The organism is Microbulbifer sp. GL-2 (assembly GCF_007183175.1).
Classification (GTDB): Bacteria; Pseudomonadota; Gammaproteobacteria; order Pseudomonadales; family Cellvibrionaceae; genus Microbulbifer.
This window is the reverse complement of sequence record NZ_AP019807.1, coordinates 1,258,060-1,284,682: the sequence shown is the minus strand read 5'-3', so window position 1 is coordinate 1,284,682 and position 26,623 is coordinate 1,258,060. Positions and strand designations below refer to the sequence as shown.

The 26,623-nt window shown below is 53.6% G+C and carries 20 protein-coding genes; 15 read left to right on the top strand and 5 right to left on the bottom strand.

The window, feature by feature from the left end; translation table 11 throughout:
- Positions 1-15: 15 nt before the first annotated feature.
- On the bottom strand, positions 16-2,676 hold the full coding sequence (locus tag GL2_RS05510) for a penicillin-binding protein 1A (protein WP_143729657.1): 2,661 nt from the start codon (positions 2,674-2,676) through the stop codon (positions 16-18).
- A gap of 147 nt (positions 2,677-2,823) precedes the next feature.
- Between GL2_RS05510 and GL2_RS05505 the strand changes: the two genes are divergently transcribed.
- From GL2_RS05505 to GL2_RS05455, 11 genes are all read left to right on the top strand, one after another.
- Positions 2,824-3,900, top strand: coding sequence for a pilus assembly protein PilM (locus GL2_RS05505; protein ID WP_143729656.1), 1,077 nt, complete (start codon positions 2,824-2,826; stop codon positions 3,898-3,900).
- A 1-nt stretch (position 3,901) separates the two neighbouring features.
- Positions 3,902-4,489, top strand: coding sequence for a PilN domain-containing protein (locus GL2_RS05500; protein WP_143729655.1), 588 nt, complete (start codon positions 3,902-3,904; stop codon positions 4,487-4,489).
- A gap of 12 nt (positions 4,490-4,501) precedes the next feature.
- On the top strand, positions 4,502-5,122 hold the full coding sequence (locus GL2_RS05495; protein ID WP_143729654.1) for a type 4a pilus biogenesis protein PilO: 621 nt from the start codon (positions 4,502-4,504) through the stop codon (positions 5,120-5,122).
- The gene (locus tag GL2_RS05490; protein WP_143729653.1) at positions 5,119-5,649 is read left to right on the top strand and encodes a pilus assembly protein PilP; all 531 of its coding nucleotides are present in this window, start codon (positions 5,119-5,121) and stop codon (positions 5,647-5,649) included. The genes GL2_RS05495 and GL2_RS05490 overlap by 4 nt, the downstream gene beginning before the upstream one ends.
- A complete protein-coding gene (gene pilQ, locus GL2_RS05485; RefSeq protein WP_143729652.1) occupies positions 5,649-7,817 on the top strand; it encodes a type IV pilus secretin PilQ in 2,169 nt (722 codons plus the stop codon). Before GL2_RS05490 ends, pilQ begins: the two co-directional genes overlap by 1 nt.
- 29 nt (positions 7,818-7,846) lie before the next feature.
- Positions 7,847-8,338: a shikimate kinase gene (locus GL2_RS05480; protein WP_232053773.1), complete on the top strand. Its 492-nt coding sequence runs from the start codon at positions 7,847-7,849 to the stop codon at positions 8,336-8,338.
- Between the two features lie 78 nt (positions 8,339-8,416).
- A complete protein-coding gene (aroB, locus tag GL2_RS05475) occupies positions 8,417-9,502 on the top strand; it encodes a 3-dehydroquinate synthase (protein WP_143729651.1) in 1,086 nt (361 codons plus the stop codon).
- 345 nt (positions 9,503-9,847) lie between these two features.
- A complete protein-coding gene (gene gltB / locus GL2_RS05470; RefSeq protein ID WP_143729650.1) occupies positions 9,848-14,296 on the top strand; it encodes a glutamate synthase large subunit in 4,449 nt (1,482 codons plus the stop codon).
- Between the two features lie 20 nt (positions 14,297-14,316).
- Positions 14,317-15,735, top strand: coding sequence for an FAD-dependent oxidoreductase (locus tag GL2_RS05465; RefSeq protein ID WP_143729649.1), 1,419 nt, complete (start codon positions 14,317-14,319; stop codon positions 15,733-15,735).
- Positions 15,736-15,960: 225 nt separating this feature from the next.
- Positions 15,961-17,040, top strand: coding sequence for a uroporphyrinogen decarboxylase (hemE, locus tag GL2_RS05460; RefSeq protein ID WP_143729648.1), 1,080 nt, complete (start codon positions 15,961-15,963; stop codon positions 17,038-17,040).
- 172 nt (positions 17,041-17,212) lie between these two features.
- Positions 17,213-18,568 (top strand): HD-GYP domain-containing protein, encoded by a 1,356-nt coding sequence (locus GL2_RS05455; protein ID WP_143729647.1) that lies wholly within the window; start codon positions 17,213-17,215, stop codon positions 18,566-18,568.
- Positions 18,569-18,638: 70 nt separating this feature from the next.
- Here GL2_RS05455 and asd read toward each other — a convergent pair whose 3' ends face one another.
- From asd to rsgA, 3 genes are read right to left on the bottom strand one after another with little or no spacing between them, the layout of a single operon-like run.
- Positions 18,639-19,502: an archaetidylserine decarboxylase gene (gene asd / locus GL2_RS05450; RefSeq protein WP_143729646.1), complete on the bottom strand. Its 864-nt coding sequence runs from the start codon at positions 19,500-19,502 to the stop codon at positions 18,639-18,641.
- A gap of 26 nt (positions 19,503-19,528) precedes the next feature.
- Positions 19,529-20,323: a sulfurtransferase gene (locus tag GL2_RS05445; protein WP_143729645.1), complete on the bottom strand. Its 795-nt coding sequence runs from the start codon at positions 20,321-20,323 to the stop codon at positions 19,529-19,531.
- A complete protein-coding gene (rsgA, locus tag GL2_RS05440; RefSeq protein WP_143729644.1) occupies positions 20,320-21,360 on the bottom strand; it encodes a small ribosomal subunit biogenesis GTPase RsgA in 1,041 nt (346 codons plus the stop codon). The genes GL2_RS05445 and rsgA overlap by 4 nt, the downstream gene beginning before the upstream one ends.
- 85 nt (positions 21,361-21,445) lie before the next feature.
- On the opposite strand from rsgA, the gene orn reads away from it, so the two are divergent.
- The gene (orn, locus tag GL2_RS05435; protein ID WP_143729643.1) at positions 21,446-21,985 is read left to right on the top strand and encodes an oligoribonuclease; all 540 of its coding nucleotides are present in this window, start codon (positions 21,446-21,448) and stop codon (positions 21,983-21,985) included.
- 33 nt (positions 21,986-22,018) lie between these two features.
- Here orn and queG read toward each other — a convergent pair whose 3' ends face one another.
- Positions 22,019-23,125 (bottom strand): tRNA epoxyqueuosine(34) reductase QueG, encoded by a 1,107-nt coding sequence (gene queG, locus GL2_RS05430; protein WP_172621068.1) that lies wholly within the window; start codon positions 23,123-23,125, stop codon positions 22,019-22,021.
- 135 nt (positions 23,126-23,260) lie between these two features.
- On the opposite strand from queG, the gene GL2_RS05425 reads away from it, so the two are divergent.
- The 3 genes from GL2_RS05425 to GL2_RS05415 are packed head-to-tail and all read left to right on the top strand — an operon-like array spanning position 23,261 to position 26,602.
- Positions 23,261-24,742, top strand: coding sequence for an NAD(P)H-hydrate dehydratase (locus tag GL2_RS05425; RefSeq protein ID WP_143729641.1), 1,482 nt, complete (start codon positions 23,261-23,263; stop codon positions 24,740-24,742).
- A 2-nt stretch (positions 24,743-24,744) separates the two neighbouring features.
- Positions 24,745-25,233 carry a tRNA (adenosine(37)-N6)-threonylcarbamoyltransferase complex ATPase subunit type 1 TsaE gene (gene tsaE, locus GL2_RS05420; protein ID WP_143729640.1) on the top strand — a complete coding sequence of 163 codons (489 nt, stop codon included), beginning with the start codon at positions 24,745-24,747 and terminating at the stop codon, positions 25,231-25,233.
- Positions 25,234-25,291: 58 nt separating this feature from the next.
- Positions 25,292-26,602 carry an N-acetylmuramoyl-L-alanine amidase gene (locus tag GL2_RS05415; RefSeq protein ID WP_143729639.1) on the top strand — a complete coding sequence of 437 codons (1,311 nt, stop codon included), beginning with the start codon at positions 25,292-25,294 and terminating at the stop codon, positions 26,600-26,602.
- The last annotated feature ends 21 nt before the right edge of the window (positions 26,603-26,623 follow it).

Genomic DNA, 26,623 nt, shown 5'->3' with positions numbered 1-26,623 from the left:
CTGGAGTGGTCGTTACTAAAACAGTTCCTCCGGTAGGGATTCGCTTGGCTGTTCCTGCCCTGGCATATCCATATCATCGTCGGTATATCTGTTGCGGTAGGGGTTATAGACCTCACGGCTGGGTACTCGGTTAGTACGGAAAATCTCAAACATTCCGCCATAAGAGGTGCGCAGTCCATTCTTGGGGTTGATACGCACGGTTACTATGTCGTCTGGCTGGGGCAGGTGGCGTTCCGGTAATCCCTCTAGGGCCGCAGTCATAAACTCAATCCAGATTGGCAATGCCGCAGAACCGCCGTATTCATTCTTGCCCAGTTCGCCGTAGGAATCGAAACCGACCCAGGCACTGGTGGCCAAATGGGGGCTATAGCCAGAGAACCAGGCATCGCGTGGACCATTGGTGGTACCGGTTTTACCAGCGATATCGCCGCGTTTCATGGCGCGGGCGCGACGTCCGGTGCCTTTCTTGATTACATCCTTAAGGATGGAGTCCATGATGTAAGCTGTCTCAGATGACATGGCGCGGGGCGCAAGGGGGCGAGCCTGGGTTTTTGACGGGTCAATAGGACCAACAGGCAGTACGTGCAGTTCGGCGGGCTCCTCCCCTTGATCCGGCCCTTCTTCGTCCTGCTGCAGTGCAGCAAGGTCTACGGGCTCCCGGTTAAAATTCTGAGGCTCGCTACCGGGTTCAGGACAATCGTTACACACAGTAAGCGGCAGGGCTTGGTAGAGCACCTCGCCGTTAACATCGAGTACCCGATCGACCAAGTAGGGTTCAACCCGGTAACCGCCATTAGCGAAGGCGGCGTAGCCGCGTACCATCTCCAACGGGGTCAGGGCCGAGCTGCCCAAGGCTATAGTCAAATTGCGTGCCAGCTTACTGCGATCAAAGCCGAAGCCTTCGACGAAGCCGAGGGCATAGTCCAACCCCAGCGCCTGTAGCAAACGAATAGAAACCATGTTGCGTGATTTGTACAGGGCCATACGCAAACGGGTGGGGCCGAGGAAGGTGCCGCCATCGTTTTCGGGACGCCAAACATCCTGAAGGTTGGTTTCTTCAAAAATGATTGGCGCGTCATTGATCATGCTGGCCGCGGTGTAGCCGCGTTCAATAGCCGATGCGTAGATGAAGGGCTTGAAGCTCGAGCCTGGCTGGCGAGCCGCTTGTGTCACGCGGTTAAAGTGACTCTGGCGGAAGTCATAGCCGCCGACCAGAGCACGTATGGCGCCGTCTTCAGGTGCAATGGAAACCAGTGCTCCTTGAGCCGCTGGCACCTGGGCCAGCTCCCACTCTTCAGTAACTTGAGGCTCCTGGGGATTCAGGTTTTCCTCTTCAGGTTCCGCAAAGGGGTCTGGCTGAGCTACTTCCTCAGCAGCGCTCAGTACCTGGTTACTATTCTCGCTGTCCTCCGTATTTCCAACCTCCACACGACGCAGCCGCACAACATCGCCAGGGGCGAACATTTTGTCTGCGGCTTTTAACAATGGCCCACGGGCACTTTCAGAGATATATGGGCGTATGGATTTAAGACCGTTTTCCCAGGGGACTTCAACTACTCGGCGGTTGCGCAATTGAACTTGCAACAGCTTCGGCTCTACCGCCGTTACTACTCCCGGCTCCAGACCGCCCAATACCGGTATCTCATTGAGTAAGTCGATAAGTTGGTCGCTGTCGTGTAGCAGCTCTGGAGGTAGGCGCTGCTCTGGGCCGCGGTAGCCGTGGCGGGCGTCGTAGGTTTCCAGACCATGTTGTAAGGCCTTACGTGCTTGGTCCTGCAGGCGACTGTCAACGGTGGTAATGACCTGGTAGCCATCGGTATAGGCGTTGTCACCAAACAGCTCTACCGCTTCTTTACGGGCCATCTCGGCAATGTAGGGGGCGTCCAAATCCAGGTCGCGGCTGTGATAGCTGGACGTTACCGGAGCGGTGATGGAATGTTTATATTCGTCTTGGTCGATATAGTCCAGGTCGAGCATCCGCTTCAGTATCCAGTTGCGGCGTACTAGAGCCCTGGTTGGGTTGGCAATGGGATTGAAGGTGGAGGGAGCCTTGGGCAAGCCAGCCATCATGGCCCACTGTGCCAGGTTCAGCTCCTTGATATCACGGCCATAGTACACATGGGCTGCGGCCTGGAAGCCATAGGCGCGGTTACCTAAGAAGATCTTGTTGATATAAAGGGCGAGAATTTCGTCTTTACTGAGTTCGCGCTCAATCTGTAAGGACAACAGGATTTCATTGAACTTGCGTACAAATCGTTGCTCTCTGCTCAAGAAAAAATTACGCGCCACCTGCATGGTCAGAGTGCTGCCGCCCGATTGGATGGAGCCGGTTCGTATCAGTTGCGAGGCCGCGCGCATTAACCCCTTGATAGAGACGCCATTGTGGGAATAAAAGCTTGCGTCTTCGGCGGCCAATACTGCTTTGATAAACGGTTCCGGGGTCTGTTCAATGGTGATAGGGTTGCGCCGTTTCTCCCCGAACTCGCCAATCAGCTTCATGTCCTGTGAGTAAACACGCAGGGGGGTCTGCAGACGTATGTCCCGTAGGCTCTCAACGGAGGGCAGCCCGGGCTTCAGATAGAGATAAATACTGGCGAAAGTCATGGCTGCGCCGGCTGTTCCGGCCAGGCAGAGCCAGAGCAGTGCTAGTAGACGATTTCGGGCTTTTACGGTCATGAAACTGCTTCTGTGTACTTCATCTTTATGAGTCGGTGAATAATTATACGAATATTGTGCGCTATTACCTATGCAAATGCTGGTTGAAGCGGTAATTTAAAGTGCTATAACATCAAACTTTCATAACCCACGGAAAAGATAAGAAAAATGGGAATTTTCCCTTTTTTGGACAAAGGCCCTAAGGCCATGCTGGGACTCGATATTAGCTCGACCGCAGTGAAGTTGCTGGAGCTAAGTCGCAATGGCAATAAATATCGTGTCGAAAGTTATGCCGTGGAACCCCTGCCACCCAATGCGGTGGTGGACAAGAACATCAATGATGTCGGTGCCACAGCTGAGGCTATTCGTAAGGTGGTACGCCGATCTAAAACCCGTTTGCGCCGCGCTGCGGTAGCCGTTTCTGGCTCGGCTGTGATCACCAAGACCCTGGAAATGCCTGCGGATCTTTCCGATGAGGATCTGGAGGCGCGTATAGCTCTTGAGGCAGACCAGTACATTCCCTACCCGCTTGAGGAGGTGAGCCTGGACTTCGAAGTGCAGGGGGCATCTGAAAAGGGCGAGGAGCAGGTGGAAGTTCTGCTCGCGGCATGTCGCAGCGAGAATATTGAGCAGCGGATTTCCGCTCTCAGCGAGGCCGATCTGGAGGCTGGTGTAGTCGATGTGGAAGCTTATGCCATAGAGCGGACATACACCCTGCTGGAGGATCAATTCCCACCTCAGGAGCAAATGGTTGTTGCAGTAGTTGATATTGGCGCCACCATGAGCGCCTTGTCAGTTCTTATTGATGGCAAAACTGTTTACACACGAGAACAGCTTTTTGGTGGTCGCCAGCTTACCGACGAAATCCAGCGCCGCTATGGTCTTTCCGCGGAGGAAGCCTCTCTGGCCAAGCACCAGGGCGGTAGTGGATTACCGGATGATTACTATGCAGAGGTACTGGAGCCCTTTCGGGATGCGGTAATCCAGCAGGTTACCCGCTCATTACAGTTCTTTTACTCTTCCACTTCCTACAGCGATGTGGATTACATCCTACTCAGCGGTGGCGTTGCAGCAATGGAGGGGTTATCCGAGTTAGTTGGTGAGAAATTGGGTAAACCCACTCTAGTCGCTGATCCTTTCCATGGGATGAGCCTCTCCTCGCGAATTAATCGCCAATCTCTGGCCAATGAGGCACCTGCGTTGATGATTGCCGCAGGGTTAGCGATGCGGGAGAAGGAGTACTGATATGGCCAAGATTAACTTACTTCCCTGGCGTCAGGAATACCGAGCTAAGAAGCAAAAGGACTTTCAGCAAGTAGCCTTTCTTGTGGTCTTGGCTGCTGGATTATCTGTTTTCTTGTGGATGAAAGCTGTGGATAAACAGGTATCCGATCAGGAAGAGCGTAACCGAGTGCTTCAGATCAAAATTAATGCCCTTGATAAGCAAGTAGCTGAAATAAAGGAACTCAAGAAAAAAAGGCAAGAACTGATTGACCGTATGCGAGTTATCCAGGAGTTACAGGGTAACAGGCCTCTGGCTGTACGTTATTTTGATGAATTGGTACAGGCAACACCCGAAGGGCTTTGGTTGCTAGAGATTAAACGCGAAGGTGGAAATTTGGACCTGTCTGGGATTGCGGAGTCTAACAACCGGGTATCATCTTTTATGCGTAACCTGGACCAGTCTGATTGGTATGAGTCGCCTGCATTGACTGATGTCACTGCAAGTCCGGAGTATGGTGAGCAGGCCAGTGCATTTCAGCTTGCTATTAAGTTGAGCGGCCGCGGAGAGAATGATAGCGGTGAAAGTGAGCAAGTAGGTACTGGCGACTAAAGGAATTTAACAATGGCTCTCGCAGATACTCTTAAGCAACTTCAAGATCTCGATATCAATGATATCGATTTTTCTAGAGTTGGGGTGTGGCCCTTGGCAGGCCGTATTGCTCTTTTACTGATTATTTCATCTATCTTGGTTGCGGTCGGGTACTACTTATGGATTGGTAATCTTTATACCAACTTGGAGAGAGCTGCCAATAAAGAAAGAGAACTTTTTGGCCAGTTTGAAATTAAGCAGTTTGAAGCTGCGAACCTCGATGTTTACCGTGACCAACTAGTGGAGATGAAGGAAACTTTTGGCGCTTTATTGAAGCAATTACCGAAAGATACTGAGGTACCAGGTCTGCTTGAGGATATTGATGAGTATGGCCGTGGGAGCGGGCTTACTATTGAGAAGGTAGCCTTAGAGGATGAATTAATTGGTGAGTTTTACGTAGAGCTGCCTATTCGTATTGAAGTTCAAGGTGGGTATCATGAATTTGGCTCTTTTGTGAGCGGAATTGCTGGCATGCCCAGGATTGTGACTCTCCATGATTTCACTATTTCAACCAACAAAGATGGCGGCGGCCTGCTTGAAATGGTGATCAATGCGAAAACATATCGCTACAAGGATCAGGAGGAAGAAGGATGATCAGAAATGTAGTCATTGGGGCTACCCTTCTTGCTCTTACAGGCTGTAGCTTGGATGCAGATCATAGTGACCTTCATGAGAGAATGGCTGAAATCGAGCGAAGGCCTAAGGGGCAGGTCGAGCCTATCCCCACCTTTACCCCATATAGTCCATATGTCTATAGCTCAGCAGCACAACGCAGCCCTTTCACTCGTCCAATATTAGAGTCGGAGCAGCGATTAGTTGGTCGTAGGCTGGAAGTCGCTCCAGATTTAGCCAGGCAAAAGGAGCTTCTAGAGAGCGTAAATTTTGATGCCTTATCTATGGTGGGTACACTATCTATTAATGGCCAGTTATGGGCACTGGTCGAAGACGGAGATAGCGGTATCCATAGAATCACCGTCGGTAATTACTTGGGCAAAAATCATGGGCGGGTAGTGAATGCGACAGCTTCACAGCTCGACGTATTAGAAATTATACCAGATGGTACCGGAGGCTGGATTGAGAGGCCGAGGGCACTCGCGTTGGAAGAGAAGGACAACGGATAATGATTAATAAGCATTTTGCCAAGTTTTTGGTCCCTTTCCAGTTATTACTGCTTGCCGTATTCATATTTGCTGCTGCATCGAAGGCTCAGGCTAACCAGCTTAATGATATCCAGTTTTCTGAATTGCCGGGAAGCAAGGTGCAGTTACGCTTAACTTTTAGTGATATTCCTCCAGAGCCCACTGGCTATACCATTGAACAGCCCGCTCGTATCGTAATGGATTTTGTAGGTGTTGAAAGTGTATTACCTGAAAAGAAGTATTCTCTCGGAATTGGTGCTGCTCGAAGTGCTGTGATCGTTTCTAGTGAAGACCGTACCCGCTTAATTGTAAATCTGGATGAGCTTCCTGTTTATACCAGTGAGCGCCAGGGGAATCAGTTGGTGATGGAAATTGGAGCTGGTACGGCAGCAACTTCTACTGTGGATATTCAGTCAGATTCTTCCTCCCGCGAAGTTGGTCTTGACCTGGGTGGTAGTAAGAAGTTTCGTGCGTCTGAGGATGTCGGCATAAGTAATGTAGACTTCCGTCGAGGCAAAGGAGGAGAGGGTAAAGTCATAATTAGCCTATCGAATCCGGCAGTGAATATTGATGTGGAGCGTACCAAGGGGAAAATTTATCTGACTTTTTTAGGGGCAACATTGCCTGAATCATTACGTCAGCGCTTAGATGTTACTGACTTTGCTACACCAGTCGAATCTATAACCGTAGACTTTGATGGGCGTAATACGGTTATTGCCGTTGATCCCGTAGATGTTGAGTATGACTACTTGGCTTATCAGGCGGATACGGAATATGTTCTAAGTGTTAAGCCTTTGTCTAACGAAGAAATTCGTGAAAAAGAAAAGGAGTTTCAGTTTACCGGTCAGAAAATATCCCTGAACTTCCAAGATATAGAAGTACGCTCAGCACTTCAGATTTTCGCAGACGTTACAGATCTGAACTTGGTTGCCAGTGATACAGTTCAGGGCCGTATTACGCTACGTCTTGATGGAGTTCCCTGGGATCAGGCCTTAGCTTTAATTCTAAAGGCAAAAGGCTTAGATAAGCGTCAGGAGGGCAACATCATTATGGTTGCTCCGGCAGCAGAAATTGCGGAGAGAGAGCGCCAGGAATTAGAGAGTCGCAGGCAATTACGAGAACTTGCGCCATTGAGGACAGAATACATTAGTGTTCGATACGCTGATGCTGGTGAGTTATTCAAGTTATTTTCTGGCCAAAATGGAGATGACCAAGGACAAGGGAGTTTTGCAGGGGGCAGCGAGGATACAAGTGAGGCAAGTATCTTGTCTAGTCGAGGTAGTGCGATCGTTGATGAGCGAACTAATACTATCATCCTTACTGATACGGAGGAAAAAATCGCTCAGTTCCGGGAGCTGATAGAAGCGATTGATATCCCTATTCGCCAGGTAATGATTGAGGCTCGTATTGTTACTGCAAATAGTGACTTTGAGCGTGAGCTTGGGGTTCAGTGGGATTTTGTAACCCATGATGGTGGGTCGGGTCTTTTCTCTGGGAAACAAAACTTAAAAGATGAAACTACATTTGGTGCCTTGGAGGGGGAGTTTGAGCCCTTGTTGGTTGATTTGGGCGTAAGTAATCCCGCAGGTAATATCGCCTACTCAATTTTAAAAAATGACTTTTACCTGGGATTAGAACTCTCTGCTATGGAAGAGGTGGGCATAGCTGAAATTATCTCCCAACCTAAAGTTGTAACTGGTGATAAGCAAGAAGCTACCATTCAATCCGGTGTAGAGGTTCCCTACCTGGAGGCTACATCGTCAGGAGCCGCTTCCGTCACATTCCGAGAAGCTGTTTTAGAGTTGAAGGTTACACCTCAGATAACACCGGATAATAATATAATCATGTCCCTGAGTATTGAGCAGAATAGTGTAGGGGATTTGTTTAGTGTAAGCGGTACTACTGAGGTCCCAACCATTAATGTTAATACCCTAACGACCAAGGTATTGGTTAATAATGGTGAAACAATCGTCTTAGGCGGTGTTTTTGAGAGCAACGTTATTGAAGGTGAAACCAAAGTTCCCTTTTTGGGGGATGTTCCTTTCCTAGGTAATCTGTTTAAGAAAACTATCAGAACAGATGATAAGCGTGAAATACTGATGTTCATAACCCCCCGTATTATGGAAGACGAGAACTTTTACTCTAAGTGATTAACCGTTCCATATTTTTAGTCGGCCCTATGGGGGCCGGCAAATCTACTATCGGCAAATTGCTTGCTGCACAATTACAGCTGCCGTTTGCCGATACCGATAAGGTACTGGAAGAGCGGACCGGTGCCGATATTCCCTGGATTTTTGATGTAGAAGGGGAGGCGGGATTTCGTCGTCGTGAAAGCGAAGTGCTTGAAGAGTTGTGCCATGGAGAGTGCCAGGTTATCGGCACGGGTGGAGGCATAGTACTGCTGGAAGAGAACCGCAGACAATTGCAGAAGTATGGTCACGTTGTCTATCTGCAGGCCAGCGTGGATCAACTATTCGAACGCACTTCCAAAAACAGTAACCGGCCGCTTTTAAGAGTCCCTGATCCACGTGCGCGTATCGAAGAAATATTGCACCAGCGCGAATCCCTGTATCGTGAAGTAGCTGATATTATTTGTGACACAGACCACTTAACGCCCAAGCAGGCTTCAGCTCTGGTGGTTGAACGCTTACAGGGCTCCCTCTCCCAATAACCCCTTAGCACACTATGCTAAAGTGCGTCTCATTTACTCAATTCGCTGATTCTCAGCGGTAGCGGGAAGGAGAGCACAATGCATTGCCTGAATGTAGAGCTGGGGGAGCGTAGCTACCCCATTACTGTCGGTTCAAAACTTCTGGGTGATCCACAGTATCTACTGCCCTATATTCGAGGACAGCAGGTCTGTATTGTTACTAATGAAACCATTGCCCCCTTATATCTAGCGCAATTAAAGAAAGGCTTGTCCAGCTTCGATAAGGTCGACGTTGTCGAATTGCCTGATGGAGAGTCCTTTAAGACCCTGGATACCCTAAACCGTATCTTTGACACCCTGCTAGAGCAACGCCATAACCGTACGACAACCCTGATTGCGCTCGGTGGCGGGGTTGTTGGGGATATGTGTGGCTTCGCAGCTGCCAGTTACCAGCGTGGTGTAGATTTCATTCAAGTGCCTACAACCCTCCTCGCACAGGTGGATTCCTCCGTTGGGGGCAAGACTGGTGTTAATCACCCACTCGGCAAAAACATGATCGGGGCTTTTTATCAGCCGCGCTTGGTTTTGGCGGACATGGACACCTTGCGGACTCTGCCGGACAGGGAGTTCTCTGCCGGTATTGCTGAGGTCATTAAATATGGGCTGATTTGCGATGAACCATTTTTTTCCTGGATTGAGGACAATATCGACGCCCTGCTGAGTCGCGATCCGCAGGTGCTGGCCTACGCTGTTGATCGCTGTTGCCGGGATAAGGCCAAAGTGGTGGCTAACGATGAGCGGGAGGCTGGGCGACGCGCCATATTGAATTTTGGCCACACGTTTGGTCACGCCATTGAAGCCGTACAGGGCTATGGGCGCTGGTTACATGGCGAAGCGGTTGCGGCGGGGATGGTGATGGCACTGGAGCTTTCACGTCTGCAAGGCGATGTAGATGAAGTGCTGCTAGAACGGGTGCGGAGCCTCCTGAATAAAGCTCAGCTACCGCAGCAATCCCCAGTGGACATGACGGTTGATCATTTCCTGAAAGCCATGCAAGTGGATAAAAAGGTGGTGGATGGAAAGCTGCGACTAGTGTTGTTAAAGGCATTAGGTGATGCAAAAGTAGTCGATGACACACCTAGGGAGATGGTTATAGAAGCGCTAAAGAACTGTGGTGCCAAGTGATGATCACCTCGCAAGACTCCTGTATCGGAGGACTAGATCACTGGAAACCACCTATACAGGAAATATATCTGCCTAATTAAGTTTTCGCAGATATAAAAACTGTAAAATATTGAAAATCCAGTGTTGGACAAGTAATATTGCGCGCCCCCCGAAAATAATGGCGGGGTATGACGACCGCCAACAAGAACAATAAAAAAAGCCCCACCAGAGGGCTTTTTTTATCTCGGGATCTTTTAGCTAGGGACCGCAGGAGAGTGTAGCGCGAGCTTTGAGCATTTTTTGCCCATAGCAGGCATGACTTTGGAAGTGCCTGTGGTCCCCCAATCGATAGTGACGAGGAATTCTATGGGTAGCAGTCTGTATCAGTTGGATGAGTTTAAAGACAACTGCGGTTTTGGTCTGATCGCTCATTTGCATGGAGTGGCGAGCCACAAGTTGGTGCAGACAGCCATTGAATCCCTTACCTGCATGACCCACCGTGGTGGTATCGCCGCCGACGGAAAGACCGGCGACGGTTGTGGCCTGCTGCTTCAGAAGCCCGATGCATTCCTGCGCAGCGTAGCCCGTGACCTGTTTGGTGCCGAACTGACCGATAACTATGCAGTAGGTTCGGTAATGTTGCCCCTCGGCGAAGGCGAGGCCCAAAGCGCACGCCAAACCATAGAACGTGAGTTGGAGGCCCAGGGGTTACATATCGTCGGCTGGCGTACTGTGCCCACCAATCCAGAATGTCTCGGACCTATTGCCCACGACTGTCAGCCACACTTTGAACAGTTGCTGATCAATGATGCCAAGCAGCCGCTGGGAGAAGCCCGCTTCAATGCGCGTTTATATGTTGCACGCCGCAGAGCTGAGCAACGGTTAAGTGGCGATGTCTATATCGCCAGTCTCTCCACCAGTGTCCTTTCCTACAAAGGCTTGACGATCCCGGCGGACCTACCAAAGTTTTTTCCAGAGTTAGCCGATCCGCGCCTGGAAACCGCAATTTGTGTATTCCACCAGCGCTTCTCCACCAACACCATGCCACGCTGGCCATTGGCGCAGCCCTTTAGGATGTTGGCCCACAATGGTGAGATCAATACCATCACTGGTAACCGTAACTGGTCAGTAGCGCGCACCAGCAAGTTCGTTACAGAGTTGATACCGGAGCTGAATGAACTGGCCCCCTTGGTAAATCGCGAGGGTTCCGACTCTTCCAGCCTCGATAATATGCTGGAAATGCTGCTGGCTGGAGGGATGGAATTACACCGTGCGCTGCGTATGCTGGTGCCGCCCGCATGGCAGAATGTTGAGGGTATGGACGCAGATTTACGCGCCTTTTACGAGTATATTTCCATGCATATGGAGCCCTGGGATGGACCCGCGGGCCTGGTGATGACCGATGGCCGCTATGCGGTCTGTACACTCGATCGCAACGGTTTGCGCCCATCCCGCTGGGTGATTACTAAAGACGATATTATTACCGTGGCCTCAGAGATCGGCGTCTATGATTACGCGCCTGAAGACGTGGTAGCCAAGGGGCGCCTCGGGCCCGGCCAGATGCTTTCCGTGGATACCCTCGAAGGTAAGCTGTACCACACCGCCGACATCGACAATATGCTCAAGCGGGCCCAGCCTTATAAGCGCTGGCTGAAGGAGAAAGCGCGACGTATTCGCTCGAAACTGGTTACCGCCCCTGTCGATAACAATTTTTCCCACCAGCAGTTCAAGGTCTACCAAAAATTATTCAGTTCCTCTCTGGAGGAGCGCGATAAGGTAGTGCGCCCCATGGCGGAAGCCGGCCAGGAAGCGGTCGGTTCCATGGGTGACGACACGCCGATGGCAGTTTTGTCGCGCTACAATCGCTCCCTTTATGATTACTTCCGCCAACAATTTGCCCAGGTCACAAACCCGCCCATAGACCCGTTGCGGGAGACAGTGGTGATGTCCCTGGAGACCTGTCTGGGGCGTGAGAAATCTGTATTTGAGGAGACGCCAGAACACGCTGACCGGGTGATTTTGTCTTCCCCGGTTCTGTCCCATATGAAATACACCGCACTGCTATCGCTGGATCGCCCCGGCTTTGATGCGGAAATATTTGATCTGAATTACGATCCTGCTGAGCAGGGCCTGAAAGTTGCAGTTGAAAGATTGTGCGAGAGGGTTGAGGCTTCAGTGCGCGCTGGCACAGTAATCGTAGTTCTTTCAGACCGCGATATTCGCGAAGGCCACTTGCCTATTGACGCGTTGCTCGCCACCGGCGCAGTGCACCACCATCTGGTGCATGCTGGCCTGCGCTGTGATTCCAATGTTGTGGTAGATACCGCCAGTGCCAGAGATGCGCACCAGCTGGCTTGCCTGGTTGGTGTCGGTGCCACGGCTGTACATCCCTACTTTTCTTACAGCATCATCAATCACCTGATCGATACCGGTGAACTTTTGCTGGATGCTGCAGAAGCACAAAAAAATTATCGCAATGGCATTATCAAGGGCTTACTGAAAATCCTTTCAAAGATGGGAATTTCCACGGTAGCTTCTTATCGCGGTGCCATGTTGTTTGAATTGGTGGGCCTCTCCAAGGATGTTGTGGACCTGTGTTTCCCCGGCGCACCTACCCGTATTGAAGGCGCCGGATTTGTTGAGCTGCAGGCGGATATGGCCTCCCGCGCCAATATTGCCTGGAAGGCGCGCAAACCGGTCTCTCCCGGCGGGCTGCACAAATATGTACATGGCCAGGAATATCACACCTTTAATCCGGATGTTGTGACCGCGCTGCGCCGTGCCGCCAGTACAGGGGATTACTCTGCCTGGCGTGATTATGCGGAGTTGGTAAACCAACGCCCGGTAGCGACTTTACGGGATATGCTCGGATTCAAAGAGAATCTCGAGCCAGTGCCATTGGAAGAAGTGGAACCTGTTGCGCAAATTGTGCGCCGCTTTGACTCTGCGGCGATGTCTCTGGGGGCGCTGTCTCCTGAGGCTCACGAATCTCTGGCGCAGGCAATGAATCGCCTGGGTGGCCGCTCCAATAGTGGCGAAGGCGGTGAAGACCCGGCGCGCTTTGGTACCGACAAAGTGTCCAAGATCAAGCAGATTGCCTCCGGCCGTTTCGGGGTGACACCGCACTACCTGGTGAATGCGGAAGTATTACAGATCAAGGTGGCCCAGGGGGCCAAGCCCGGCGAAGGTGGTCAGTTGCCCGGCGGCAAGGTGAATGGCCTGATCGCACGACTGCGCTACTCGGTGCCTGGCGTGACCCTGATCTCACCGCCACCTCACCACGATATCTACTCTATTGAGGACCTGGCCCAGCTGATCTTCGACCTGAAGCAGGTTAACCCCGATGCGTTGGTGTCAGTGAAGTTGGTATCGCGCCCAGGGGTTGGCACCATCGCTGCCGGTGTGGCCAAGGCTTACGCGGACCTGATTACCATTTCCGGCTACGATGGTGGCACCGCCGCCAGTCCGATTACCTCTATTCGTTACGCGGGGTCTCCCTGGGAGCTGGGTCTGGCGGAAACCCACCAGACCCTGCGAGTCAATGATTTGCGCGATAAAGTGCGCGTGCAAACCGATGGTGGCCTAAAGAGCGGCCTCGATGTGATCAAAGCAGCCATTCTTGGCGCCGAGAGCTTTGGTTTTGGCACTGCGCCGATGGTCGCCATTGGTTGCAAATATCTGCGTATCTGCCACCTGAATAATTGCGCTACCGGCATCGCCACTCAGCGCAAAAACCTGCGCGATGAGCACTACATCGGCACCGCCGAGATGGCCATGAACTTTTTCCGTTTTGTTGCCGAGGAGACTCGCGAGTGGATGGCGCGGTTGGGGGTGCGCAGCCTGGAAGAGTTGATTGGCCGCGTGGACCTGCTACGTGTTTTGGATGGCGAGACCGATAAGCAGAAGAAGCTCGATCTGTCGCCGCTGCTGCATACCGATGAGCTGCTCGATAGCAAACCGCAAACCTGTCAGCTTGCCAGAAATGAACCCTGGGACAAGGGCGAATTGGCCGAGCGTATGGTGGAAGAGATCCTGCCTTCCATTGAGGGTCTCGCTGGAGGTGAGTTCAGCTATCACGTGACTAATTGCGATCGCTCTCTGGGAGCACGCCTGTCCGGTGAAATCGCCAAGCGTCACGGTAATCAGGGCATGGTGGAAGCACCGATTAAATTGAGTCTCAAAGGAGTAGCTGGACAGTCGTTTGGTGTATGGAATGCCGGTGGACTGGAAATGTATCTGGAAGGGGATGCCAATGACTATGTCGGCAAAGGCATGGCCGGCGGCAAACTGGTGATCCGTCCCCCGGAGAACAGTACCTTCGCTTCCCAGGACACCAGTATTGTCGGCAATACCTGCCTTTATGGTGCCACCGGGGGCAAGCTGTTTGCCGCCGGCCGTGCCGGTGAGCGCTTTGCTGTGCGTAACTCCGGCGCCTTTTCCGTTGTGGAAGGGGCCGGTGACCACTGCTGTGAATATATGACTGGCGGTATGGTTGCAGTATTGGGACGCACCGGTTTTAACTTTGGTGCCGGTATGACCGGCGGATTTGCCTATGTGTTAGATCTGGAGCGGGATTTCTTCGACCGTTGTAACCATGAACTAATTGAGCTACGCCGGATCAGCAGTGAGATTCTGGAGCCGCACCAGAGTCACCTGCGCGAGGTAATTGAGGAATATACCAGCGAAACCGGCAGTGCCTGGGGTGAGGAGTTGCTGGATAACTTCGACGATTACCTGAGCCGTTTCTGGCTGGTTAAACCCAAGGCGGCAAGTCTTGCGGATCTTCTTTCTGACGTGCGCAAGCGCGGCGAATAAGGCTGGGGTGGAGAAACAGTATGAAAGACAGACTGAATAATGATTTCCAGTTTATCGACGTGTCCCGCATAGATCCGCCGAAGAAGGATATTATTACCCGCACCAATGAATTTGTGGAGATATACCAACCCTTCAGCGAGAACCAAGTAGCCAGTCAGGCGCACCGTTGCCTGGACTGTGGTAATCCCTACTGCGAGTGGAAGTGCCCGGTACACAATTATATTCCCAACTGGCTGCAATTGATTAGTGAGGGGAATGTGATTGAGGCGGCGGAACTCTGTCACGAGACCAATACTTTGCCGGAGGTCTGTGGCCGCGTATGCCCACAGGATCGTCTGTGTGAGGGAGCTTGTACCCTTAACGATGGTTTTGGTGCTGTGACCATTGGCAATGCGGAAAAGTATATTACCGATACTGCCTTTGCCCTGGGCTGGCGCCCGGACTTGAGCAATGTGGAAAAGACCGGCAAAAAGGTTGCGATTGTGGGCGCCGGCCCCGCCGGTCTGGGTTGTGCCGATATCCTGGTGCGCAATGGTGTGCAGCCGGTGGTATTCGACAAACACCCGGAGATCGGCGGTTTGATTACTTTTGGTATCCCGGAGTTCAAACTGGAAAAGTCAGTGATGCAAAAGCGTCGCGAAGTGTTTGTCGAGATGGGGGTGGAGTTTTGCCTCAATACCGAAGTGGGCAAGGACATAAGCTTCGAGCAGTTGCTCAGCGATTACGATGCGGTTTTCTTGGGCATGGGTACCTACAACTATATGCGCGGAGGCTTCCCTGGTGAGGAACTGCCGGGAGTTCATGATGCCCTGCCGTTCCTGGTGGCCAATGTGAACCGCAATATGGGCTGGGAGAAAGATCCTTCCGAATTTGTATCGGTGGAAGGCAAGCGTGTGGTGGTACTTGGCGGTGGTGATACTGCCATGGACTGTAACCGCAGCTCGATTCGCCTCGGTGCTAAGAGCGTGACCTGTGCCTATCGCCGCGATGAGGAAAATATGCCCGGTTCTCGTCGTGAAGTGGCTAATGCCAAGGAAGAAGGGGTTCAATTCCTGTTCAACCGTCAACCGGTGGAGATTGTCGGTGATGGCAAGGTCTCTGGGGTTAAGGTGGTGACCACAGAACTGGGCGAACCAGATGAAAATGGCCGTTGCCGTCCACGGGTGGTGCCCGAATCAGAAGAGGTGATACCCGCGGATATTGTATTGGTGGCTTTCGGCTTTCGCCCGAGCCCAGCTGAGTGGTTTTCCGAGCACAATATTAAGGTTGCCGATTGGGGTGGCGTTGTCGCCCCAGAGAAACAGAAGTACAAATTCCAGACATCGAATCAGAAAATCTTCGCTGGTGGCGATATGGTGCGCGGTTCGGATTTGGTGGTAACCGCTATCTGGGAAGGGCGTCAGGCCGGTGAGGGTATCCTCGACTACCTGGATATCTGAGTTCCTCCTGTCGGTTATGGGAGGGGGCTACTCCTCCCTGCTCTCTACTTTGCTGCTGTTCTCTACCAGTGTGAGCGTGTTTTTGACAAAGACCCTCTGCGTCTTTTCCAGCCTGAATATCCCGTCGGGTTTAGCAGGCCAAACACCGCTATATTTTTTCCACCCTGTTTATAGTGGCCCCGCCCCCTGTACAATGGCCGCCTTTTTAGCCCGCTCGGTGTGCATATGTCTGATACCAAACCGTCCGAATTGAAAAACGACCGCTTCCTTCGCGCTCTACTGCGCCAGCCCGTGGATCGAACGCCAGTGTGGATGATGCGCCAGGCGGGCCGCTATCTGCCAGAGTACCGTGCCAGCCGAGCCGAGGCCGGTAGTTTTATGGACCTGTGTCGCAACACCGAGCTGGCATGTGAGGTGACCCTGCAGCCCCTGGAGCGCTATCCCCTGGATGCGGCGATCCTGTTCTCTGATATTCTCACCATCCCCGATGCCATGGGATTGGGTCTTTATTTTTCCGAGGGCGAGGGGCCGAAATTCCACAAGCCCCTGCGTACTGCTGCGGACATTGAAGCCCTGGAAGTGGTCAACAGTGAACGCGATCTGGATTATGTAATGAATGCGGTGTCCACCATTCGCCGCGAATTGAATGGGCGCGTACCGTTGATTGGTTTTTCCGGCAGCCCCTGGACACTGGCTACTTATATGATCGAGGGTGGCTCCAGTAAGGATTTCGCCCGCTGTAAGGAAATGCTTTATAACCGTCCCGAGCTGATGCACCAGTTGCTGTCAGTACTGGCCGACTCTGTCACTGATTACCTGAATGCACAGATTCGTGCTGGCGCCCAGGCAGTACAGATTTTTGATACCTGGGGTGGAGCACTTAGTCACAGTGCCTATCGCGAGTTCTCCCTGCATTATATGGCGCGCATCCTGGGTGGCTTGATCAAAGAAGTGGACGGTCGCCGGGTGCCGGCGATCCTGTTCACCAAAGGCGGTGGCCAGTGGTTGGAGGCGATGGCGGAAACTGGCGCAGACGCCCTGGGACTGGACTGGACTACAGATATCGGCATTGCCCGCGCCCGAGTCGGTGAGCGGGTGGCCTTACAGGGCAACCTCGATCCTTCAGTGCTCTATGCCAGCCCCGAGAGAATACGCCAGGAAGTGGCATCGATACTGGAGGCATTTGGTCACGGTTGCGGCCATGTATTCAACCTTGGCCATGGAATTACGCCAAAGGTCGACCCCGCTCATGCCGGCGCCATGATTGAGGCTGTAGTGGAGCTTTCTGCGAAGTATCACGTTTAATTGTGGTAACTAGTGTCTGAGTCTGTGAATGCAGTCTCACTTTGGGCGGGTGCTCGTCAATATCTCTCCGTGATATAAATGTGCGCCTGCTCCAGAGGGTCCCGGCTTTTTGCCCAACCTTGTGGTTTGGGCAGCTTTCAGGCAATTATCTCAGCGGTCGGCACCTCTCCAAGTGGCAATAGAACAGGCAAAAATCTCTGTTGGTGACCTTCAACGCGGCATGTTTGTATCCAGGCTGGACAGGCCCTGGACCCGGACACCTTTTGCGTTACAGGGTTTTTATATCCGCGATCTGGAGGAGGTTCGTCAGCTGCAGAAATACTGCCGCTTTGTCTATGTAGATGTTCACAAAACCGTTGGCAGCGCAGGTGCAACCTTGCGTCGCTTGGTTGGCCGCAGTAATGCCAGTGCGACCGCACAGGGGCGCAGTGCCTCCCGCGTTTCCATTCCCTGTCGCCCAGTCGCAGTTTCCCACAAAGCCTATCCACCACCGCAACCCGCCCGGCGTGAGGCTGGCAACGCGCGCAAGCTGCATGGGCAGATTTTACATGGGATGGGGCAGGTAGTGGGCTTGGTGGCCAGTAACCGTCCACTGCCGTTACAACAGGTTAACCGGGTGGTGGAAGACCTGGTGGAGAGTGTATTGCGCAGCCCAGATGCATTCGCCTGGCTGGCGCGGGTACGCGATAGGGATGAGCACACTTATAGTCACTCGGTACGCGCCAGTATCTGGGCAGTACTGTTTGGCCGCCATATCGGTCTGGCCAGGCGTGAACTGTTACTGTTAGGTGTGGCTACCCTGCTCAAGGATGTGGGCAAATTGGCGATTTCCGCTGAAGTGTTGCAGATGAAGCAGCGCAATCCACGCAGCGAGCTGGAATATCGAAAGTTTGTGCAACACAGTACAGGTATGCTCGCCGCCGATGCACAGATTGACCCCCAGGTAATAAATATTGTGCGCTGTCACCGCGAACGCCATGATGGCAGCGGCTACCCGGACGGCCTGCGCGGCGACAAGATACCGGTGTTGGCCCGTATGTGTGGAATCGTGACATATTACGATGAGGCCACAAACCCTCGCGGGGCCAGCGAACCAGTGGCCCCATCTAGTGCAGTCGCGGGCCTGTATGACTTGCGTGGTATCGCTTACCAAGAGCAGTTGGTCGTTGAGTTTATCCAGGCGATAGGGTTATATCCCACAGGTACCCAGGTTGAGCTTTCTAACGGTGAAGTGGGTGTAGTGGTGGAGCAATCCTATGGTCGGCGCCTCAGGCCCAAGGTGATGATTGTGTTGGATGAGCAAAAACGCCAATTGAGCAAGCCCCGCCTGTTCGATTTGGCTGCCGCCGAGGACCGTGAGAAAAAGCTGGTTGAGCGAGGTAAGATGAGTGCCCATGAGGGAATCAGCATTGTGCGTGATATAGAGCCCGGCGCTTACCCGCAGGTGGATACTGCTGCAGTGCGGGATAATTATCTGTTTAAAGGCAGTGGACAGTTATCTCGCTTTGTTTCGCGCCTAGTGAAATAGCTGAACGCTTCAAACGAATAAATTATCCGCGAAGGGCGGTGTGATCCGCCCCCTCAAACTTGCCTGAGTATCAGTCTTTCTCCGCGACTAGGTTGCCAAAGTGTTCACCCATCTGCACAGGAGATTCCGCCTCCAAAGCGTCCAACCAGCGCACCTGATCCGCGCCAAATAGCATGATCACTGTCGAGCCCAGTTTAAAGCGACCCATCTCCTCGCCCTTTTCCAGGTGAATCGGCGCATTATCGAGATAATTGGTGCTGCGTACTTCGCGTCTATGCGGGGTTACCTGGCCTGTCCAAACGGTCTCAATTCCGGCAACAATCATGGCGCCGACCAAGATCATCGCCATCGGACCGGCGGCGGTATCGAATACACAAACCAGACGCTCATTGCGAGCGAACAGGCGAGGCACGTTTTCCGCAGTGACTGTGTTGACTGAGAACAGTTGGCCTGGCACATAGGTCATGCTGCGCAGGGTGCCGGCGATGGGCATATGTACCCGATGGTAATCCTTGGGTGACAGGTAAACCGTGGCAAAGTGGCCATTATCAAACTCTGCTGCCAATTCAGGATTTCCGCCCACCAGTTCCAACAGGCTGTAATCATGCCCTTTGGCCTGGAATATACGGCCATTGTGGATGCCTCCAAGTTGGCTGATGGCGCCATCTGCCGGGCAGGCAAGGCTGGATTCACCAGCGACAATTGGACGTGCATCCTCTTTTAGTTCACGGGTGAAGAAATCGTTAAAGGTGCGATAGGCGGTGTAGTCGGTCTCCTTCGCCTCCAGCATATTGACGCCATATTTCTCCACAAACCAGCGGGTAAATGGGTCTTTGATCGATTTGATTTCGGTGTTTGCCAGCCAGCCGGCAGCGCGGGACAAGACGTGCTGCGGGGTGAGGTATTGCAGTGCGGCAAAGAGTTTTGGATTCATAGAATTACAACGTTTCTCGGTGATTCTTACTGTTTTACCGGCGTATCGGGCAGGTTGCCCCACTCGCTCCAGGAACCGGGATAGGCACAAATATCGAAGCCCAAGGATTTACCCACGAGCCAGGTAAAGCCGGAACGGTGGTGACTCTGGCAGTGGGTAACGACCCGGTGCTTATCATCGATCCCCAACTCGGCGAGAAACTCTCTCGCATCAGTGCGAATACGCAAGTCGCGCTGGGGGTCCATAAGTTGGGTCCACTCGCAGTTGATGGCACCAGGGATATGCCCACCTTTCATGGCCAGTACCCGTTCGCCCGAATATTCCTGCGGTGATCGTGCATCCCAGACAGTGAAATTCGGGTTGTCCAGTTGCGCCTGGATTTGCTCGGCATCCATGGTTGAGGCTGTGTCGATGGATACCTCGATATTACTGGGGGTGATCTGCGGCTCCTCAGTGGTGAGAGGCAGCCCCGCACCGCGCCAAGCGCGCATGCCACCATTTAAGTAGCTGTAGTTGCGGTGGCCAATCACCTCCAGTGTCCACAGGAAACGTCCTGCCCAACCGCCACCCTCGTCATCACAGGCGACTACATGGGTTTCCGGACGCAGACCAATAGAGCGGAATATATGAGTCAGCTGATCCAGATCTGGCAGTTTCCCCGGTGCCGGAGGTGTACCCGCCATCAAGACATGGAACGGCAGGTGTAAGGCACCCGGAATATGGCCGCTCAGATAATTTTGGCTGGAGCTAAGATCGACAATTAATAGCTCTTCGTGTTCCAGCTCGGCGACGAGATCCTCCGCCTCAATAATCAGGTTCAATATTTATTCTCCGATTCCAGGCTGTTACGCAGGTGCAGAAAACTGTTCATACGGCGCTGGCTAATTTCGCCATTGGTTAGTGCCTCGTGGATGGCGCAGCCGGGCTCCCCCTGGTGGCGGCAGTCGCGAAAGCGGCAATGGCCAATAAATGGGCGGAACTCAACGAACCCCTCCAGTAGTGCGGCCTCCTCCATGTGCCATAGGCCAAACTCCCGGATGCCGGGGGAGTCTATCAGATCGCCACCACTGGGCAGATGAAACAGTTCCGCCGCGGTGGTGGTGTGAGTCCCCTTTAGAGTGGCTTCCGATAAGGCGCCGGTGCGCGCTCCGGCGCTGGGGAGCAGGGCGTTTACCAGAGAGGATTTACCCACGCCAGACTGGCCTACAAAAACACTGCTGCCCTGGGCCAGGGTTTCCAGCAATTGGGGCAAGCCCTCCCCGGTTTTGGTGGAGAGTTTGAGTACCGGATAGCCCAGATCGGGGTAGGGAGCCAGCAGCTCTTCCAGGGTCTTGCAGTTGCTGTCGTCGATCAGGTCTATTTTGTTCAGCAACAAAATAGGGGCAATACCCGTGGTTTCCGCAGCCACCAGGTAGCGGTCGATGGCGTTTGCAAAGGGCTCAGGATAGGGGGCGATAACAATAACAATGCGATCGATATTGGCGGCCACAGTTTTCAAGTCACCGTAGCGATCTGGTCGCTGCAGTTCCGATGTACGGGGTAGGCGCGCGCCGACAACGCCATAGCCACCGTCGCTCTCACTGGTAGCCGGGCGCCAAGCTACCTGGTCGCCAGTAACCAGTGTCTCGATATTGGCGCGTAGGTGGCAGCGCTGACGCAGGGAGGAATCACTCTCACTTTCCACCAATATCTGGGTGCCGTAATTGGCGATCACCAGGCCGGTCTGTTCCTGGGCCAGCTGGACTTCATCCATCGCTTGTTCTGCTGACTGTTCGCGTTTGCGCGCGCGCGCCTCTCGCTCTTGCTGGATTTTGCTGATTCGCCATTGTTGGCGTCGGTTCAATTTGCGTTTACTCATGCGCTGGCACCTGGGGATCAGCGGCGGATTATAGCTATTGCAGGGGAGTTGCGGTAACTTGCGCGGAAAGTTTGAGGAGAACCCTGTGGACCAGAACAACCTGATCTGGATTGACCTGGAAATGACTGGCCTCGATCCGGAAAAAGAGCGCATTATCGAGATCGCTACCATAGTGACCGATTCGCGCCTCAATATCCTCGCCGAGGGCCCAGCTCTGGTGGTTCACCAGAGTAGTGCGCTGTTGGATGCCATGGATGATTGGAACACTGAGCAACATGGTGGCTCCGGTTTGGTGGCGCGGGTAAAAGAGTCAAATATTTCCGAGCGGGAAGCGGAGCGGGAAACCCTGGAGTTCTTGCGGCACTGGGTGCCGGAGGGCGCTTCTCCTATGTGCGGTAACTCTATCGGCCAGGATCGCCGCTTTCTGGTCAAATATATGCCGCAGTTGGAATCCTATTTCCATTATCGCAACCTGGATGTGAGCTCGGTGAAGGAACTGGCCAGGCGCTGGCGCCCGGAAGTACTGGATGGTGTAAAAAAACATAGTAATCATCTGGCTCTGGATGATATCCGCGATTCGATCGAGGAGCTGCGCCATTACCGCGAGACATTTTTTCGTCTCTGATTCTCTGTTTCATTTTGTGTATCGCCGCGCCCCTTATCTGGGGGCGCGCTTGATCTTGCGCTTGCGCTTTCGGCCACTGCGCAAACGTGCCAGGGCCCAGTCGATATGCTCAAGCACCAGCGGTGTGGCAATTTTTCGCGCGTGTTCCAGGGTATCAAAAACCGCATCGCTGGCTTCGCCATTGCCGAGAGCAACCGCCAGGTTGCGCTGCCAGCGCTCGTAACCAATACGGCGAATTGGCGAGCCTTCGGTCTTGCGCAGAAACTCTTCCTCGCTCCAGTTGAACAGCGCCAATAGCTCGCCGTTATCCAGTCCGTGGCGCGGGTGGAAATCCTGCTCGGCGGTGGGCTTGGCGAATTTGTTCCAGGGGCAGATTGTCTGGCAGTCGTCGCAGCCAAAAACACGGTTGCCGATGGGCTCGCGAAACTCTTCGGGGATTGACCCTTTATTTTCGATGGTTAGATAGGAGATACAGCGGCCCGCATCCAGGGTGCGGGGGCCGATAAATGCATCAGTTGGGCATACCCGGAGACAAGCCACACAGTCGCCACACTCGTCGGCAAAGTCACCCTTGTCAATAGGCAGGGGGAGGTTGGTATAGATCTCGCCGAGGAAAAAGAACGAGCCGGCCTTTGAATTGATCAGTAAACAGTTCTTGCCCACCCAGCCGAGACCGGCCTTGCGGGCCAGTGCCCGCTCCATTACCGGGGCGCTGTCAGTAAAGGCGCGTCCCTTTGATTCGATACCGTGTTCGGCACAGAAAGCATCAATTTTCTTGGCCAGGCTGGCCAGGCGTTTGCGAATCAACTTGTGGTAATCGCGCCCATTGGCATAGCGGGAGACATAGGCCTTGCTGGAGTCTTTCAGCACCTTGATTGGTTGGGTATCTGGAGGCAGGTAGTCGAGGCGCACACTGATAGCTCGGATGGTACCTTCCTCCAGTAGTTCTGGGCGCCAGCGCTTTTCTCCGTGAGCGCCCATCCACTCCATATCTGCGTTGTAGCCCGCATCAATCCAGGCACGCAGGCGCTCGCCATCCTCTTCCAGCTGGCAATCAGTAATGCCTACTTGCTGAAAGCCCAGCTCACGCCCCCAGATTTTAATCAGGTCGGCTAATTCGGCGAGCAGTGATTCGGTCATAAGTAAAAGCAGCTCGATATCCCGTGCAAGCACATTGTTTGGCCGGGGCGGTATACTTTGCTGTCAGTGCAACTGACAGCGATGCAATCGCCTATTTTGCCACAGATGAATTCTTGACCACATTGCGGGAGCCGCATGGATACGCCACAACCTCTGTACAGTGCCGAATCGGTACGGGAACTCGACCGACAAACCTTAGCTGCGCTGGAAATCCCTTCCATTCAATTAATGAAACGCGCTGGCCGCGCCGCCTTTAAGCATTTGCAGGCGCAATGGCCTGATATTGGCCGCATCCAGGTCTTTTGCGGCGGCGGTAACAATGGAGGGGATGGCTATGTAATTGCGGCCCTGGCAGCGCAAAAAAAGATACCGGTTACTGTTTATGCCTGTACCGATTCGAAAAAACTGCAGGGTGATGCGCGTGAGGCTCACGACTATGCCCGTCGCGAGGGTGTAAAGGTGTTGACCTCTCTCGCCGAGCTGGATAGTGCCGACGGTGACACGCTGATTGTGGACGCCCTGCTCGGAACTGGGTTTAGTGGGGAATTGCGCACAGATGTCGCCCACGCAGTGGAGAGAATTGAGAAAAGCCCTGGACCGGTCTTAGCCGTGGATATCCCCTCCGGCCTGAGCGCCGATACAGGAGCCGCCGGCTTCGCTGTCACGGCAGATATGACGGTGACTTTTATTGGGCGCAAACTGGGCCTCTACTGCGGCCGGGGTCCGGCACTGTGTGGCGAGGTGAAGTTCGAGGACTTGGGTGCTCCTGCGCAAGCCTATAGCGCCGTTCAGGCCTTGGCACAACGCTACACGGCGGCGAGTATTAAACGCCTACCGGCGCGCGCAGCGGATAGTTTTAAAAATCAGTTTGGCCATATCCTGATCGTTGGTGGCGACAGCGGCTTTGGCGGAGCAGCATTAATGGCCGCCCAGTCCAGCGCGCGCGCTGGTGCTGGCTTGATTTCCCTGGCCACCCGCCCGGAGCACTTGTCCGCAGCTTTGACTCGCTGCCCTGAAGTGATGGCACACCCGGTTATTTCCGGACAGGAACTGGAGCCACTTATTGAAGGCCCCAGTGTTATTGCGGTAGGCCCTGGCCTCGGTCGCTCTCCCTGGAGTGAGCAGCTGCTTGCCCGCGCTGGCCGTGCAAAGGTGCCCCTGGTGGTGGATGCCGATGCATTGAATATCCTGGCCGAAGGCCGGGTATTGGCCGGCATGAAGCGAGATGACTGGGTACTGACCCCCCATGTGGGAGAGGCGGCGCGTCTGCTTGGCATTGATACCGCGGAAGTCATGGCCAATCCCCGTGCGGCAGCTCTCGCAGTTCAGCAGAAATTCAGTGGTGTGGTGATACTTAAGGGTGCGGGTACTGTGATCGCCCATGAAAGTGGTGTCGACCTGATTAACGCAGGCAATCCGGGTATGGCTTCCGGTGGTATGGGCGACCTGCTGACGGGAATTGTTGCTGCACTGATCGGCCAGCACCTGCCATTGGTGGAGGCGGCTCGCCTGGCGGTATGGCTGCATGGAGAAGCGGGTAACCGTGCCGCAGAGGAGGGTCAGCGCGGTTTATTGGCGACCGATTTACTGCCCTGGATTCGACGGTTGGTGGACTGACTGTGAGTGAACTCAAATTGTATTTAGCGGACGAAGAGGCAACGGTGGCTGGCGGAGAGGCGTTGGGCCGAGCCTGCCTGGCCAGTGGTCTACAGGAGGGGCTGACCCTGTACCTGAACGGTCAATTGGGTGCTGGAAAAACCACTTTTTGCCGAGGAGTGTTGAGAGCATTTGGCCATGAGGGCGCAGTAAAGAGCCCCACTTATACATTGGTGGAGCCCTATGAAATGGGCGCCCAGCGGGTTTATCACTTCGATCTGTACCGGCTTGGTGATGCTGAAGAGTTGGAGTTTATGGGAGTGAGGGACTATTTCGCCCCCCACTGTCTGAGTCTGGTGGAATGGCCGGAGCGCGGTGCCGGTGTATTGCCGGAGCCGGATTTGCAGCTGGACCTGGAAGTTCCAGATAGTGGCAGGCAGCTACTATTGACTGCCTGCACCGGCCGAGGCAGCGCAGTGCTCGGTATGATGGAAAAATTGTTGCGGGACTAATGAGCAGACCTTGTTTAGAGGGTGCGTGAATAACAATAAGTGAAAGGACTGGGATGTAATGAGTTTGATGTGGCGGACACTGGTGGCCTTGGTTTTTGGGCTGGCGATGATAGTGCCGCTGGAGGCGGCAGAAGTGGAGGGTGTGCGTCTGTGGCGTGCGCCGGATCATACGCGCCTAGTTTTTGATTTAAGCGGGCCGGCGGAACACAAGCTCTTTACCCTGAGTGGGCCGCACCGGGTAGTGGTGGATATTGCTGATACCAAGCTGCAGGCCCAGTTGGATGCACTGGATTTAAAAGATACTCCTATCGCTCAGTTACGCCATGCGCGTCAAAACAAGAAAGACTTACGCGTGGTGCTCGACCTCAAACAACAGATCAAGCCGCGCAGTTTCGCTCTGCGCCGCCACGAGCAGTTGCCAGATCGCTTGGTAATAGACCTTTACGACAAGGTCAAGAGCGAGGAAAAAACCCTGCAACAGGTCAGTCGGGAGCGAGATATTGTAGTGGTTATTGATGCCGGGCATGGTGGTGAGGACCCCGGGGCCCTGGGGCCCGGCAGGCTGCGGGAGAAAGATGTGGTGCTGGCCATTGCCAAACAGCTGAATAAGCGAATTAATAGTAAGCGCGGCTTTAGCGCCAAGTTGGTGCGCTCCGGTGATTATTACGTTGCACATCGCGATCGGGTAAATTTTGGTCGCAAACGGGGGGCTGACCTGTTTGTCTCTATCCATGCAGATGCTTTTACCCGCAAGGATGCCCGCGGTGCTGGTGTCTATGCTGTATCCACCCGGGGCGCCACCAGTGAAACGGCGCGCTTCCTGGCCCAGCGGGAAAACGAATCGGACTTGATTGGGGGTGCTGGCAGCCTGAATCTGGGGGATAAGGATGACACTCTGGCCGGTGTATTGTTGGATCTGTCCATGACCGCCACCATGAATGCGAGCCTGGATATTGGAGCCAGTGTACTGACACAGCTGGGATCGGTGACCCATTTACACAAGAAGCGGGTGGAACAGGCCAACTTCGCTGTGTTGCGCTCGCCTGACGTGCCTTCAATCCTGGTGGAGACTGGCTTTATCACCAATCCCCAGGAATCAAAGCGCCTGCGTGACCCGAAATTCCAACGTAAACTGGCACAAAAAATCAGCGACGGTATAGTGGCCCACTTCAGCAGTCGCCCACCGGCGGGAACCTGGCTGGCGGTTAATCAGGATGCTAGGGAGCGGCGCCATGTTATAGCCCGCGGCGAGACCCTGTCCGGTATTGCTGCGCGCTACAAGATTTCAGTGGCTGCGTTAAAAAAAGCCAATGGCATCAATACCTCTATTATCCGTGTTGGGCAGACGCTGAGCATTCCCTCAGGCTAACAACACTTGAAACCAGACGCC